The 16838-nt window shown below is 56.0% G+C and carries 6 protein-coding genes; all 6 read right to left on the minus strand.

What is annotated here, in order from left to right:
- Positions 1 to 240: 240 nt before the first annotated feature.
- Positions 241 to 4347: an Eco57I restriction-modification methylase domain-containing protein gene (locus GSQ83_RS02210; protein ID WP_158801081.1), complete on the minus strand. Its 4107-nt coding sequence runs from the start codon at positions 4345 to 4347 to the stop codon at positions 241 to 243.
- A 1116-nt stretch (positions 4348 to 5463) separates the two neighbouring features.
- Positions 5464 to 9744: a hypothetical protein gene (locus GSQ83_RS02215; RefSeq protein WP_158801082.1), complete on the minus strand. Its 4281-nt coding sequence runs from the start codon at positions 9742 to 9744 to the stop codon at positions 5464 to 5466.
- A 32-nt stretch (positions 9745 to 9776) separates the two neighbouring features.
- Positions 9777 to 11189, minus strand: coding sequence for a serine hydrolase (locus GSQ83_RS02220; protein ID WP_158801083.1), 1413 nt, complete (start codon positions 11187 to 11189; stop codon positions 9777 to 9779).
- 161 nt (positions 11190 to 11350) lie between these two features.
- Positions 11351 to 12520: a hypothetical protein gene (locus GSQ83_RS02225; RefSeq protein ID WP_158801084.1), complete on the minus strand. Its 1170-nt coding sequence runs from the start codon at positions 12518 to 12520 to the stop codon at positions 11351 to 11353.
- Between the two features lie 623 nt (positions 12521 to 13143).
- Positions 13144 to 14046 (minus strand): DUF4231 domain-containing protein, encoded by a 903-nt coding sequence (locus GSQ83_RS02230; protein WP_158801085.1) that lies wholly within the window; start codon positions 14044 to 14046, stop codon positions 13144 to 13146.
- A 780-nt stretch (positions 14047 to 14826) separates the two neighbouring features.
- Positions 14827 to 15906 (minus strand): tyrosine-type recombinase/integrase, encoded by a 1080-nt coding sequence (locus GSQ83_RS02235; RefSeq protein WP_158801086.1) that lies wholly within the window; start codon positions 15904 to 15906, stop codon positions 14827 to 14829.
- Positions 15907 to 16838: the final 932 nt, after the last annotated feature.

The raw sequence follows: 16838 nt of genomic DNA on the forward strand, positions 1-16838 counted from the left end.
AGGCAGGATGTGCGCGCGTCGCCGCCCTTTAGAGCTAGTATAACTCTTTCATTTGGGGCCTTTCTCCGTACCACATTTTCGCGAGAAGCCTCGGAGACTAGCCGCCCGGCCCCGCTTCCAATATTCATTTCGCTTTGCAGTCCTCTCGGCCACCATTTCAGTCAAGGGAGTGGTATCTCTTCTCCCAATGTTGATCTCGTTGCCTGCAGCGGCGAAGGTTGCAGTCCTTATCTACCACTTCTAAAGCTTGATCTCAGTATCTAGGTCGCCGGCTGAGAGGGCATTCATCCACGCTAGACAAAGATCGCGCGACTGGTAGCGCTTAAATCTCGAAGTCTCTTCCCGTTCGGTGATCGGAAAGCTCGAGTAGATATACCGCACGTCGTCACGGTCGGTCACACCATAAAGGTGAAAATACAGAGCGTCGATTTTTGCCCGAAGTCCCGCTCGTTTTCGTTCGTCCCACAGAAAAGGGAGCTTAGCATCGCCCTTGTCGTCGACATAACCCATGTCGCGAGCGAACGGTGCCATGTCATGCGAAGTGTAAGTCAGCTCAAGGACAGCTGCGCGGATAATTTCGGCTGCGGTCTGGGAGCCAAAGTGGCGTTGATAATCTGCTGCAGTCAGGAACGGAAGTTGCTCAACTAAATACCACGCAAGGTGATTGCCGTGCACCTTCTGGCGAGCGAGATAATCAAGGGCAACGCTATTGAGATTGGCTAGCATTAGAACGGCGAATTCGGCATACGCAGGCGGGACAGAACCACCTGCTTCCGCAGTGTTCGTTCGCTCGGGAAAAATGACAGGCAGTGTATGCCCAGCGCCGACACGGGGGATGATCGCAGCGATAGTGGTCCGTGCGTTCGTAACAGAAGTCACGTCCTTAATCGCTAAACACCATTGCGTCGGAGCGGTCCACTCGACTTTTTCGGAGTTGATCCAGTATCGCGGCACAGGCACGCGAAATGGATCGCGATGATCATCGGTTGTCAAGTCGCGGCCCTGTCCAGTGCGGAACAGATTGCCTTCTGCTAAGAGAATATCCGAGGCGCGATGATCGAATGCTTGAACCATCTTGCCTTCGTAAAGCGGGAGATATTCCGCTTTTCCTCTTTTCCAAATGTTCGAGCCGATCGGGTATGCCCCAATTTTGTCGAGGGCAATCGGGTTAAGGAAGAGGTCGGAGTCATTCGCCATATCAAGCATCCGGACATAGCGGACCGGCCACGTTTTCACAGGAGGCTGAACCGCTCGATCGATAAGAACAGGACGAACACCGTAGAGTGCCTTCGTCAACGTGACATCACGCTGGGTTCGGAAAATCGGCGCAGTACGGCTGTTTGGATTGATGCGCGCGATATCTTCGGGCATCACTGCGAACAACCTGTCAGGATTGCGCAGCTCTTCTAGATCGCGAATGAAGAACCCAAATTTGATAGCGTCGAACTGGCGCCGCGTGCCACCCGCTACATAGACGCAAAACTTGAAGCGATAATAGACGTCAGGAAAGAACAGCGTTCCGTCCGTACGCTTGTTGAAGAAGTCAATAAGGAACGCGAGCCTGCGTTCCTCTGTCATCTTCCGGAAGAAAGGTGCGGAGCTTTGATCGGATGCAATTCCCGAAGGGACCAGTAGCCCAACAATGCCGCTAGGCTTCACGAGCATGTGCGCGCGCTCGATGAAGAGCGAATTCACATTTGTATCCCCGGCTGAAAGGAACGGATAGTCTCCGCCCGTTCTTGCAAGTCGGCTTGCCGCCTCTGCTCTCTCAGTTGCTAGCACGTAGTCTGCGTGCAGCGGATCAGATGCTGCTTCAGCGGCACTGATGAGGTCCAAGCGAAGTGCAGCGGTCTCCGCCCGCGCAATCTCCGGCTTGCGGGCCGCCCACCATTCAATTTTCTGCAGTTTGAGCCTGTCCCAGGGAGGATTTCCGACCAGGGCGTCGAAGCCACCCGTCAGGCTCTCACTTTCCCAATCCGACCAGATGCCCGGGAAGGCGACCTGCCAGTTCAAAAAGCCCTCTTCGTCCTTGAGCTTCCGGGCTTTGTCTAAAAGTACAGCGAAACGTTTTCCGTCCTCGCGGCGGATGTCTACTCTAGCTGTCCCGAGCGCGATATGAATGGGATCGCCGAACTGGCCATCGAAAAATGCTTTCCGCAGTCTGGCCTCGCCGGAATTTCGACGAATATTCAACCAGTCAAAAGCATGGATCAGCGCTAGGAGCGCATCAAGAGGTGCGGTCATTTCCTGCACTTCAGCGAATACGTCTGCCGAGCGGTGCGCCTCAACAATTTCGGCGTCCGTCAGGCCCTCGATGATTTGCATCTTGGACGCTGCTCGTAAAGCGCGAGTGATCGGTGCGTGCAGGAGGAGTGGGCTTCCATGGAGTCTAGCCTTGTCGATCCCATCCTTAACCCATGAACCAAAAAGGCTGTCACCGCGGCGCAGGTGGTGATCGAGAAAGCTCAGCGGAGCGCCCACCGTAAAGGTATGCAGCCACAAAGAGACTTTGGCCAGTTCGACGGCCATTAGATTCTTGTCAACACCATAGATGCAGCGCTTTAGGACCATTCGGCGGATGATGTGGCGGTCATCGAGTTGGGTGATGTCGATCGTCCAGCCGCGTCCCTCGGCGTTGCTGAGGATAGTGTTACGAATGGCGTCGATACGGTCGCTTAAAGGGGAGAGATAGTGAGGAACGGCTGCTTCGGCTTCCGCCATTGCAGCGATGACTTGGTCCGCAAGGTAGTCGACAAGGCTGACAAGGAAGTGACCTGAACCCATTGCTGGATCGCAAATTTTGAGGTCCAATAATTTCTCAGCGGGATCCAGCCGCCTCAGGGAGCCTAGACGGAGGTCTTCCGCGATGTCGCCCCCGCTCAACTCATCGATCTTGGCGTGAAAGGCCTTCATCGGCGCGGCAGCAAGCGGTCCGACGGTTTCTTTTAGAATAAGCATGACTAGGTCGTCTGGCGTATAGTAGCTGCCGGAGCTTTTCCGAGCGAAGGAATTCGGCCGCACAACGATTGCGTCCCCATCACTCGTAATCTCATGTTCGAGCAGGCGCTCATAAATCGACCCAAGCTGCTGAACGCTCAGGTCGCGGTAGTTGATGTATTTCCGGCCTTCGGACGTTCGTTCGAACGAAAGTGCGTCAATAACATTTGCCATGACGGCATCGCCAAGCCGGATGGACGCCAGCAAGGGCGTCCTTATGCGGTTGAACAGGCCGCCGTTGTAGGGTGGCAGACCAATCGAAGCGTCTCCGTCATCGATGGCGCGGCACAGATCATCGATCGCCGTCCAGTAGCGGGCGGCGGTCGTGGAGAAGCTGTCATTACGATCCTTTCGCTTTCCGACATCGCCACGCACCCGTTCGCGAAGTCCATAATCGTCATAGCGGCTGTCCCGGACAGGGAGGAGGTCACGATCCTCTGCGTAGAGGATGAACAGCAATCGATATAGAAGAATTAGAGCTGCCTCACGAACCTGCTGCAACGGTGCCGCGGGCACCGCGGTAGCAACGGCCTGCGCCAGCTCGGGAAAGACTTGCTGAAAGACTAAGTTCGACAGGTTGTTGGCGACACGTTCCTCATAAAAACGGCCTTCTTCAAGGGCGCGCTGATGGAAGGTTCGGCTATCGCTTGGCGCCGGGAGAAAGGCTTCTCGCCGAAAGATGAGGGCAAACACCCTAAGCCAATGCATGCGGTCAACTTCGCTGAGCGCGAACAGCCCTTCATTATGGCCAGGAATGTTGAGAACGGCGGCAAGGTCGATCTCGAAAAACTGCTCAGAGACAGAACGCGCACCTTGGTAGTAGAGGCGCCAGCGGCTCCCATTGGTGAGCATGCCCCAACGGAGCTTTCCGGTCGTCAGGTCCTCGACGCGTCGCAGATATCGAAGCATCTGGGTCGACGGGGCGGTCTCCTCGCCGCGCCGGCCGGAACGCCGGTCAAGAGGACGCGCCCACCGCTTCGACTCAACGACCGCTAGCCCGAAGCCGTAACGCTTCCACTCTTCGCCGAAGCTGTTGGCGCGGCGCTTTTGCCCATCGTCGGCGAACAGGAGACCGTCTGGAACGTCGTCACGTCCTTTGGCCGCTAGGTTCTGTTGCCGCAGACTGACAGTCCAGCCCATTTGAACAAGGATCGGCCAAATCAAATCGTCCTCAGTCTGGCTTTCGTTTGGCGTCTTCGTGGTCGGAAAGCGGGCGTAGATATCGCGCAGGTTGCTTTGCAGCGCTAGCAGCCCGGTGGTGTCGAAGGACGACCAGTCCGCTAGGCGGCAGATGGATTCCGTTAAAAAGTCACTGGAGAATAAGCTTCCTTGAAATACGCTGTCAATCATGCGGTAGAATGTCCGTCGAAGTGAATCTTTAAAGACTTGGGCCGGCGGCGAGGCGGATTGGCGGAGAGCAGTAAAGCGTGCATCCGCCGATATTCATACTTAAGCCGGCTATCGATGGGTCTTATCCTGCCCTCATGAGCAAGCTCGTCTGACTATCGAAGCTCGCTTACGGCCCCCCACGACGATCGGCGCTGCAGCCGAGCGTGCGCATTGGATGGTGATGGCGCGGTCAAAATCGACGCTTGTGCTCATTTTTGCGCAAGGGCAGGCTGTGTTGGAAAGTTTTTCCTAACAGCTCGGTATGCCGTAGCCCAACACCAATCCATTGCCCGTTATCCATATCCTGTCCGTCGTGAAAGACTCGGACGTATCTTATATCCACTGCGTAAGCTTGGAACCTCTTTCGGAGCACACAACCAATGCTATAATCAATCTTTCCTGCCGTTCGAGAGGTACTGAGGCTCGGACTCCCAGGTGGTAGATGGGGCCACGAAGCGTCCTTGACCCTCGTAGTTAAGGCCTGACCTTGACACTCTCCGTTCAATAGCTCCTGCGGCATCAGAGCTAGTCGGAACTTGAATCCAAATTGAAGACGGTGACCGCGGGGATACCCTCAGCGCTCCCCTGACTTTCTCGCACAATGCAGGCGGATTATATCAGAGACATTCGAGCTTTTTACAATACGTGGACAATTGGCCAGCTTATTGGTCACGCGCCCTCGGCTTGAGCCGAGCTGATCACCCGGCAGGAAAGTGCGACCGACGCCCAAAGCGAAGCTTTGCTAAAAGGCTAGAGGTTCCACCGGATCTCAGGGCTGGTTCAGCCTATGCGGAGCAAAACCAAAAGCCAAGCGGTTTCGGATGAATTGAAAGAGGGATTTCGGTTTCGATCTAACATGCGGCGTTCGAGGTGAGGGTCGCCTTCCGGCCGAACAGAGGCCGGACTCCGAGGCTGAAGAGATGGCGTTCAGGGGAATCGCAATCTGCACGAGGCCGACGACGGGCCTTGCGCTGGTCCCAGCCGCTTCGGAAGGACGGTAGCAATGCGCCTCGTGGCCCGTTCGGTCGCTTTGCCTTCGAGATGGATTAAGGCGCTCAGCGAGAGCCTACGCCGCACTTACTTCTCTCCGCTTGAAAGCATGAGCTGTCCCAACTGGACACGCGAACAGGGCTGCTCCTTTAGCGTTATATCTCCTGAGCTTCTAGCTTCCGCTAGATCGATTGGGTCATGATCAAAGCTAACTGCAATGCCGTTTAAGTCACCCTCTGAATCGTCGATAGCTTCTTTGGCCAAGCCCGGCATTATTCTTATTAGTCCGTTCTCCCCGTCAAAAGCGAGATCATCCGTCTTTCGTCGATAACCAAAAACGCTTCGCAGCCCGACAAGAACGTTGAGCTGCAACGTCTTGCGCCAAGTCAAGGTCGACCATTCCGAAATGGACCTCGCCACACTGCCCGCCGCGAGTTTTGATCCACTGCTGTTAAACGCGAGACGGTATGTTCCAGTTTGTATAGGCAGTCTCGCGACAAGGCGCGCTTGCCCATGAACGTTCCACACGTAGACGCTATCCTCCGATCCCCCGACCGCGACTAGTCCTGCCGAGCTGAAACTGACCGTTTCGACGGGCGGTCCTCCAGCCTTTCGCAATTGCGCAGATAGCGATCTGCTGTGCATGTCCCAAACGGCGACCGATCCGTCTCTGGCTCCAGAGACGAGTAAATCTCCGTCGTGGCTAAAGGAGACATCTGTGACTGTTCCAAAATGCGCTCGCGGCGTGAGCTCTTGTTTCAGCGAGTGAGGAAAAAGCGCGGCTGTATAGATTCGCCCGGTATAATCTCCCCAAGCGAGGGTATTACCGCGTGGACTGAACGCAACGCCGCCAACGTAACCGCTAGTTAACCCGGAATACTGGGGCTCCACCTGGCATGTGGGAACACGCCAAATCTTTATCAGGTTGCTGGGATCGGAAGCCGTCTCAGCCAACCCTACGCTCGCGACTTCTTTACTGTCCGGTGAAAAGGCCGCATACAGCACCCAATGCGGCCTATGGTCTACGCTACAAACGAAGCTCAAATCTCCACCTACGGCAACCTTATAAAGTTTCGCGAAACCATCCTTGCCGCCACTCACAAAATACTTTCCGTCGGGGCTATAAACACCGATTTGTGTTTCGCGTGAGTCGTCGGAGTAAGTTCGAAACATCGGTCTAACATCGGACAACTTCCAGAGTCGGATAGCGCCGGACTCACTAGCCGTCAGCAGAAACTTTGTTGGTGAGTCGTTAGAAAAGGCAACTTGATTTACACGCTGATCATTTTTGTCAATGGTGCCCTTGTACGCAAGAGTTTGTCCATCGTACAAATGAACTGTACCATCCCATGAAGCTAACGCTAGCCAGTGGCCATCCGGCGAATAAAGTATCCTGTATCGCTTCTCCGGGGGCGCAAGTAAAACGGTTCCGACCTTCGCGACGCCTCCCGGTCCGACATCCCATACTTTGGTGGGTCCCATCACGCTCGCTACCGCCAAATGCATCCCGTCTGGGCTTAAGCTCAGGCCCACAATGTCAGAAATGCCGGCATCAAACCTGCTTATGACGGACCAGTCCGACGTGCGCCTTAGCACTATAGAGCCATCGTCACCTGCAGAAGCGAACAAAGCACCGCTAGTATTAAATGTGAGCGCGGTGGTCCACCGGCTATGATCTTGAAACGTAAGGGGGACAGCTCGTGGGCGGCTGAGATCGATGACCTCTACTTTTCCATCCTTCGTGGCAAGGACTATGAAATGAGACGTGGGATCTAACGCAGCGTCGGTGATGTTCTCCTCTCCAATACAAAAGGACTCCGCTGTCCGCGCTCGAAGGTCCCAGAGCAGGGCCTCCTCAGACGTATAAGATATGAGCAGCCGACGGTCGGGGCTGAACTGAACTCTATCGACCCTGCCAGGCCTATGTCCATGTAGATGTATAGGCTCTCCTCTATGGTTTGCTCGAAAAATCACGACCTCGCCATCTGTGTAGCCTGCGGCAACGAAGCGACCTTCTGGACTCACGGCAGCGGATGTTACGCCACGCGGAGCCTCCCAATGCTCAACCGGAAGAATAACAGCTGCATTGGAAATGCCCGCTATCGTCTTCACTTGCACGGCCTCGTCACTGTTGGCATCTGTCAAGCCAATCTGGTTGGTCACCCATCTCCATTCACTAAAAGTCGCCAATTTTCCGGCTACGACGCTGGCATGTGCCGGCTCATAATGGGCCAGGAAGTCCTCCGCCCTAGCTAGTAATGCCAAGACTAAGTTGTGGTTTGCCTGCCGATAAGATTCTAGAGCAACGAGGCTAAGGATCGCGAAAGATATAGCCGCGACTATCGACACCTGCCTGATCCTACGGTCGCGACGGGTTTGAAACTGTAGACGTCTGCTTTCGGTGTTCTCTCGCTCCGTCGCGCGACGGGCCGACGTTAGTACGTAGTCGTCCAGCTCTGGGGGGAACGCACCTGGATGGTTGCGAACTATTTGTTCGGCGATCGAAAGCGCCGTCCCTGCCTGCAGAAGATCGGAATCGGAATGACTATTCCGCCAGTCGCGCAAATCCGGCTCAATTTGTCTGCGCAAGCGGATGGCATCTGGCTGCAGTGCGGGACTCTCGATTGCGCGCTGCCAATTTCTGAGAAGGGCTTCGTGAGAAAGGCGAACGTCATTTTCGGTAGTAATGAGAAGTCGATTCTCGGTGAAGCTTTTCAGAAGCTCGGTCGCGGCTTGAGTCGTACAGATTGACGACCGAGGTGGCGTGCGGATGGTGAGCCGTCCGCGGTCGTCGATGTCGGCGACAAGAAACCGAAAAAGAGCGTCAAGTGTCGTTTGGCCTTCGGGTGACACCGAGGCAAAGATGGCATCCGCGTGAGCTGCGATGGCCCCTTCAAGGCCCCCCATAGAGTTATACGCGTCGTAGGTGAGCTGAGTGCCAACACGCAAGCGGAAAAGGCTTGCGAGCGTCATTTGAAGGAGAGGTAGCGCGTCATGGCCGCTGACCGCCGTCGTCACAACCTGAGCTAACGACTGTCCGTCTCGTTCCTCAAACGTCAGCCCAGCGGCGTAAGCCGGTCCCTTGACAATGTCGGCTATCTCACTTGGGCCGGGCGCGGGAAGGTCAAATAGCGCGCTTCGCCGCCGCAAGGCCAAAAATGCGGGCTCCGCCTGCAACTCCTGGTATCGATCCGCCCGAATCGAACCTATCAACCAAATGCACTCACTTTCAACCAGACCTAAGACGAACCGAGCTAAAATGGAGCAATCAGGGCTAGAGAGAATGGCCTCAAGCTGATCCAAATTGAGCAGGAGGCGTCCGACAGGTTGCCGGCCGCCGCTAAGCGGCGGAAGCGCTTCGGCAGCGCGCTCCAAAGCCCACCGAACTGACTGGACAGCGCTTTCCGCAGATCGACGAATCAGAGTCGCGAAGTTCCGCGGATTTGGCTGTGGGGTGTCGCCAAGCTCAGGGAGCGCCGTTTGCTCATACAAACGCTGGGCCAAACTTAATATCGGATCCTGTGCAGGTTCAAACAGCGCCTGTCTGAAAAAGTCAATTCCAGCAGTCCCACTGTTAACAAGAGCAGGAACGAGACCCGCACGCACCAAAGATGACTTCCCAGATCCACTTGGCCCCACGACTATTAGAACAGGAGCGTCGCGCTCCGCAGCTGCTATCAACTCAGCTAGCGACGCAGCGACCGCGAGAGACCGTCCGAAGAACACTGGGTTGTATGTTCCGTCATACGGCAGGAGCCCGGGATAGGGAGAGCCGTCCTTATCGATGTTCCACGCGGGGCCGACTGGCACCAAAGCCCTGTCACGCACGAAGTCCTCGAGCATCTGTTGAATACGTTGCTCGAACTCATCCGACGACGCAAATCTCAAGTAGCCGCGGCGGTAGTGACCTTCCGAATCTCGGATCGTGCGGTTCCACCAGTCGTTAAGGGTCGAGTATTGCGCCTCATCGTCTCGAACGTTTTCAGCGCTAAATGTGACTGGCGCACTTTTCCGGTAGATAAAAACAGCAGGGGATCCATTTCGCTCTCCCAGCTGAATCGCGTCCTCAATCTCAAAGACTGTGCCGCTTTCGTAGGCGGAGCCATCGTCACGTCTAAACTGATCAAGCGCTAAAGGGCTGCCGACCCGTTTCCACAGAATTCCTACTACAACGTCAAATGCTGCCATACTCCCGATGGCCTGTTGAAAGCTTGTCACCGCCTCGAAATGTTTTCGCTCCCAGCGAACAACAACGAATTGAAGATGTCCTTTCCAAGCGGTGGACAGCCTCGCGACAACTCGTTCTACAATCTCCCGCTCCGGCCGCACATCTGAAGGTGACGAGATAAAAATTCTCAGTGTGCGCATTCGTTATTCCAATCGGCCTCCGTCAGACCATCCTACTGCGTTTTGGTTGATGTATATCTTTCTGTGATCTCCTGGATGAAGTCGCACTTCGGCAATAGTCTACTTCCCGCGAAATCTACCTCGGAGATTTCACCTCCGGCGGACCGCTTGCAGGAAACTAGCTCTCCATAGTTGCCAAACCCGTTAGCGGTAACCAATCTCGCGGTATCCACTCCGATGGGCTCGAGCTCGCTTGCATCCGACAGGGGGTTGGACTGCGTGGGAAATGCAACGACCACCTTACCTCCGATGGGTACAAAATCGACTACACCCCAGGCACCCCACCATCTGCCCGACCACGCCGCCGCTCGTGGTGAAGGAATGCCGCCCTTCGCGAACCTAGCTAGTATCATGGCAATTCCTTCGGCCCATTCGAAAGCAGGACCATCAGTCGCATTTGTCAGGACGCTTATTGTAATGCCAGGCTCAATCAGTGCGAGTGTTTGCGTTATGTATCCCTGAAATCCCCCTGAGTGGCCGAACCACGACCAACCGGCGACCGAGCCGGCCATCAGTCCGAGTCCGTAATAGCGCTCGACAGAAGTGTCTGCATCCCGCCAGTACCGATGCGACATTTCACGGCGACTCTCGATGGTGAGCCAGCTATTGCTGGAGGATGGAAACAGTCTCGAGAAAAACGTTGCTAGGTCGGCAGCAGTGCTGACGAATCCTGTCGCAGGCGCGAAAGCGTTCGTGCAACTGTCACCCCGCATGACGAGCCTTCCAACCTCTGGCAATCTAGGCGTGTGGCCACGTGCGAAGGGGACACCGAACGGCAGCGGTGCGTCGGGCGTGGTTTCGCTTAAGCCGGCAGGCTTGATGACTTCACGCATAATCCATTCATGATAACTCTCGCCGGTCACCGCTTCGATAACCAATCCAAGAAGTCCGTATCCGAGATTCGAGTATTTAAACCTGGTTGATGGATCAATTATCAGGCTTAGCAGAGCGTCAGTTCGGAGGACCTCTAAAGTGGGGAAAGGTCCGCGGTCGCTCCAATACGCCGGGTCAGCCCCATCGCGGACTATGCCTGCGCTGTGAGACAGGAGCTGGGAAATTTTAATCCGAGCAAGTTCGGCATTAACACCTCGAACAAAACGCCCTACGGCGTCGTCTAGTCGAAGAGCGCCTAGATCACACAGCTTCAGTAGACCGGCGGCCGTGAAGGACTTCGAATGAGACGCAACACGAAAGCGGTGCCGAGTTGTGAGCGGCGCTCCGCTTAACTGGTCAGAAACACCGAAGGCGCGCTCGCATACAATTTCATCTCGGTACACTACCGCGGCAACGCAACCGGGCTGATCCCGTTGCCATCTTTGAAAATCCAGCCACTCGCAGGCGTATGTTAAGGCGGGCGCGAGCCAATCTGGTTTGCTATCGGCTGCTGCAATCCGATCATCGATCATATTTACTAGCTATTTCGCCGGGAGGGTAAATAGCTTAACCCTCGACCGTTCGACTTGTAAGCGAGTGCAAGGGGCTCCGCCTAGGGCAACCATCACATTTCGTTCCCGTCCTTTGCTACATGGTCGGACAGTATATAGCGTCGAGTCAAGTTTGAGGCCACCTACTTAGAAGCTTCCTGCGCCATTACTCTTCCGGGGGTTAAGGCCTGCAGTTTTGAGAGTTTTCTCATCCGCCCCAATGTGACGGACGCAAAACAGATCAGCCAGAGGGCTAAAGGGAGAAAACACACGGAGGGCGGAATAGCTCTCAGCTTGATCAGGGTTGGCCATAACCACAGCTTGAGACGGCTGTCGACGTGAATGTGGTACGCTCTCAGAAGCAAGGGCAATTGATTTGGCCACAAGGAAGGTTGTTCGCGCTCTAGCGGAGCGTAATTAATTGCGCTTGGATCAATATTCGCCCTACCACTGTGCGCGACAAGAGCAACACTGGCAGGGACAGACAGGACATCAGAGAAAGTATAGGGCCCACTCTCGCAAGCTTCGAGAAACACCAATGAGAACCGCATCTTGTACAGGGCGCTCGCGCGGGAAATAATCTTCCAAAACTGCACCTTGTCCGTACCCCGTGGCACGGCCCAGACAGGCTGTATCTCGCCGGATCCTGACCGCATCAGTTGGGCCAGAAGTTGCTCTGGTGTCGTGCGAGACAAATCTACATTCACGCGCGGCATAAGGGCCATCTGCGGTGTTCCGTGACTATTCGCAATCAATACGGCGTCGATAGAGTCCTTCCCAAAGAGGTTTCCTACTAAGTCCAGTGCGGTGCGGAATTGTTCAGGTCTCGAGAGGGGTGAGTTCGCAAACACACGGTCAGCGGAAGAGGGAATAGTCGGGAAGCTGCGAGTTTCTAAGCGCCCTTGTGACCCGTAAAGAACATTGTATTTGTGTTTCAGGGTTAGCGTATTTGTGAATACAACCAGGTCGGACTTCGAGAGAAGAGCGACCCTGTCTAGGTCCTGAATGTCCCTACGGACTACTAAGGGAAAATGGTGTCCATCATCTGTAAGGCTCTTCGCGATGATTTTTGCGACATCTGTCGGACTCTGTCGAAGGGCAGCCAATAGATCCTTGTAGTTTGGAGAAGAAAGTGCCTGTTCCGGCGTCTCGTTGGCATAGTAAATCAGGACCCTGTGCCGCGGGCGCTGTTTGGCTATGTCCTGCGACCGCCCAGAGGCGACGGGGAAGGAAGCCAAGACAACCGCCAGCACGGCGATCGCAAGCTTCGAGACCATATAGGAACAACGTTTACTCAGCTTGCTATTGTCCACTGGATGCTGTTTTACGGCGTTTTAGGCTTCTCGTCGGCGTTCAACCGAAGAACGTACTGATTAGCATGCGGTCGGGTTGAGCTTTGGCGACGTTGCGGCGCCTCTGGATGGTCAGACGGCGCCGCCGCTTAGCGAAATGCTTCAGAGCCCTAAAGACGGGACTAGAAGACCACCACCTCCGGCTTGGCATTGTCTAAACTCGTCAGCCGAAGCGGGATTCAGGCAGATCACCCCTATTCCGACGAGTGCCACCAACGCCGCTGCTATTCCAAAAAGTTTTCCGGTTTTTGTTAGCTTACGCATGGCAAACCTCCCCTGAGCAGACTGTCGCAGCCCTTTAACGGAGGAGGTCTAGTCTATTTCTTGCAGAAAAGCAATTAGCTATACACGGTGCGGGTAATGGGATAAGAAATTTAGTCGAGGTGTGTTAGCTGCGCGTTTAAGTTCGGTCTACCGATTTGGTGACGCTGTTGCGTCGATGTCGGCCATGTGGATCTACAGCTTTGCTTTAGAAATGTGGCCGTTCGCCTTGCGACAAGTCAGCATTTCACGAATAATGATTAGTGATCAGCTTCCTTTCTAAAGAGGTTTCATCGTGGACGGCACCGTTCTGGAGGCAGGGTTTATGTTAACTCTGTCGGCTTTGCGAGCGCGGGGACCGACGGTGGGGACGGAATTGACTTGGTTAATCGCGCCACCCAGGCTGCATGTTCTGCCTCTAGCAGTGTCTCAGTCATTTCGACCAACGAACTGATATCATTGACCGCAGTCTCCTCAATTCGGGAGAGAGCAGCTGCCATCGCTGCGTAATTCGCCGCAAGAAATTGACGTCGATCCAAGAGACCATAGGCGGCGAATAGCCCGCCAAGGCTGGCGAGCACGGCAACCCACGGCGCTAGCCAGCCGTCGCGGAAGGTCGCCGCGGCGGCTCCTATGATTGTGCCAAGCAGCGCAGTGGCGACGATTGCCAGTCGCAAGTGACTAATAGAACGCTCGTGTCGCTGCTGGGCCACACGAAAAAAATCTTCGCGCTGTGCCCGAAGTCTGTTCTTCATATACCAGTCTCTAGTCATTGTCTCAGGTGGGCACCTTGCATCGTTACCTGACGCGGTATCAGTTAGAGGCGTGATGCCGCTCCGTGTCGCTTGGTCCGCGAGTTGCGCGCGCCGAGATACAAACGCTGCGACCGCGTCCGCCTGAGCGTAGGGTCCGAGCCGAGCTGCGAAGCGGAAACATTCGGATTTTATAGATTCTGCCGTCGCGCGGGCGCAGATCCAGTCTGCCTCACGATGGATATCCAACATGTCGCGCCCAAGCACTGGCGTTGCCCCGGCCGCGGCTGCGGCCATGAAAGCCAGCACTCGACTTTCCCAGCCGTACGCACCGACTTGGCCAGCCGCGCAGCCGAGTATCGCGGCGGCACCCGCAGCTGCAAAGGCCGCAGTGTTCCAATGTTTGGAACTGGCTTGCAGCATCCGCGCCCGCTTTGCCCAGCCGCGATACTCATCCCAGGCCGTCTCGATCATGGGCTGTCACCCTCCTTTACTGGAAGACTTTCTATGGTTTTATCCAATTTGAAGCGGCTTTCACAGATCTCCAGGCACCCGCCTTTAAATAGAACGTTGCTTTACGTTGCATCGGCCCGGCGTCCTCCACGGGTCTAGGCGATCACGATGCGGGCTGCAGATCAGCCGTTTGCAGTCATAGCCACTGCGGCTGTAGCTTCACTTCGTCGGACTGCAGGTCATTACTCGGAAGGGGCACTTTCTTTTTTCGGCTCGAGAGGAAGTCACAACCTGGATGTCCGTGCAAGTTGCACGTTAGCGGAGCACAGGTGCGGGAATCGTTTATGACGCAGCCTGAACTTCGCGCCTCGTTTTTTTTGAGCAAGAGACAGAGAATTCTTGACCCTGCCGGCACGCGAAGGCCGAGCGCGGTGCGTCCAGCGTTGTGCGAATCAGTCCCTCGTCGCGATTCTGATGGACACAGCGTCGAAGAATACCAGCCGATAGACCGCTCGAGCAGGCGGCCCAGCCACGCTTCGATCTCGTCGAGCGCCGCGTCCGTCATCGCCCCGACGAGGTCGGGCGAGACTTAGAGAGACGAGACTTAGATAGAATAGATTTCGCGCAGATGGCCGACGATCTCCCGGGCACTCATGCCTGGAGCGCACCGATACGTGTTTCCCCGACGAGCGGACCTGAGAGCGAGCTAATTCAAACGGTCCTGTCTTCAGACACATCGTGGGTGAGACGCCAAACCACCTGACCGTCCTAATCCGAAAGATTGTTATTGAAGGTCCAACACTAACAGGGGACGTCTCCTGTAGAGCTCGGCTTTGGACCTACCCTCTCTTCCATTCCAGCCTTTGATTTGGCCGCTGCTCGGCCTGTTATGCCAGCTGCCTTACCCGTGTTCGCACCCTCCAAGGCGCTTACGAGCACGCTGGCGAACTGCTCATCAAGGCTGTCCTGGCTCGCCTTGGCCAGCACATAACGGTCTACGCCCTTGAGATACGTCTCGAGATTGGCATCGCTGGTGTGTCCGGTGAGGGCACGGATAGCGCGGTTCTCCACGCCTAGCATCTTGAGCGCTACCGGCCCGGTGGCTCGCAATCCGTGGAGGGTATAGCGGGGAAGCGTCAAGGTTTTGAGGAGAGTCGCCAACGTCTCCTGGGCATTGGCGGTGGTCCAAGGCTTGCCCCTGGGGGTGACGAAAAGCCGATCGGGGTGCCGCCCCGCCATCGCTTCAATGGTTGCCGCGAGACTGGGCGGGACATGAAGAAGGATATCTTCACCGGTCTTCACCTGTCGGACCCGCAGGGTCTTCGCCGTCGCGTCATAGTCGGACGGGGCGAAAACGGTCACGTCTGACCCGCGCTGGCTCGTGAGGAGATAGCCGATTAGGAGGGCGCGAAATTCCGGGGTGGCCGCTTTCAGCACCTTCAGAAGCACGTCTGCGGGCCACGGACGGTTCGCGTCGGACTTGGCAACCTTCAGCCGCTTGCTCGACTCCCAGGGGTTGGCGGGCATCTTGCCGGGGTTAGCGCGGCGATATTTGCGGACAACCTCTATCATCCGGCTACGCAAGCTGTTCCAGCCAACCGGGTCGGCAGCCGACTTGTCACGCAACACATCGATGGCGGACTCGTTCAGTCCCGCGATAGCTACGTGGCCCATTTGGATGCGGAACTTATCGAGTGTTCGCCTGTAATCGGACCGCGTGTTCGGCCGAAGTTGGGAGAAACTCGCATCCCCAAGGTACGAAGTTATCGCATCCGCAACCGTGTGCCCGGTAACCGGCGGCGGTGCATGTTCGGCTTCGAAGGCGCGTTTAGCCTTGTCGTAGGCGCGAAGGAACGCGTACGAGCCCTCTGGGCTCGGCAACGGGACACGCCATGTCCGATTGCGCCTATAATATATGTGGTCGTTGATTACTTCGACGTAGGGCAGGCGTTCCGACTTGGTAGGCTTCGAGCGCGACCCGGATTTCTTCGTCGCTGTCTTCGGCACTGTCGGCTAGCTCCCCTTCGAACATACTATCGGCGGCTTCGTCTAGTTGCTTACGGTACCACCGCTTGCTGGAACCTTCGAGAAGTTCTCTGCCAGGTGGGAGCATGCCAGCCGCGATCAACGCGTTGAAGTCATGCACGTTGTGGCCGAGGTAGCGACGGGCGGTAGGGGCATCCATAATGATTGGCCATGCGGGGATGGCGGTTGAAGTTGTGGGCGGCATTAAGGTTGGATCTCGTGATAGATGGCGGCGGCACTTCGTGCGGCGGCTTGGGTTACAGAAGTAGCCCATCTCTAGAACATAAAACCGACTCGTTAAGTCAAGACAAATCGACGGGTCGGCGTCGGCATTTGTACCTATATAAGTGCACCTGCGCCTTACGGTGGGGCGGTTTGCAGCGACGTGTCGGAGCAATGCGGTGCCTGAAAAGTCAGAACTTGATGCGATAGTTATCGAATGGAAGCTGCGACTGCGATATCGGCGGGGCAGACTGGAGACGCTGCTCGCTGAGTCATCCAAATCAACCGAAGAGATAGCAGCGCTACGCGGCGAGATTGCCCGGCTCGAACGTTTAATCGAAGCCTGGGCGCCGGGGAAGCACCACGATTGGTGATGTCCGCGACGTGCGACACAATGCCATAAGGGCTGGTGAACGTTGGGGAGCGTAACAGTTATTCGGACCGGGCGCGGGCACTACTCTCGTGGCGCTCGTGGTCGCGTTGTAGCTTGGTCGTGGCCTCGGAAATGGTGCGCAGGGCACTCCGAGGCCCGGGCTGGCGGGGGGGCAGACACCCCCCAGCCCGCC

This window comes from Acidisoma sp. L85, assembly GCF_009765865.1.
Taxonomy (GTDB): domain Bacteria; phylum Pseudomonadota; class Alphaproteobacteria; order Acetobacterales; family Acetobacteraceae; genus Acidisoma.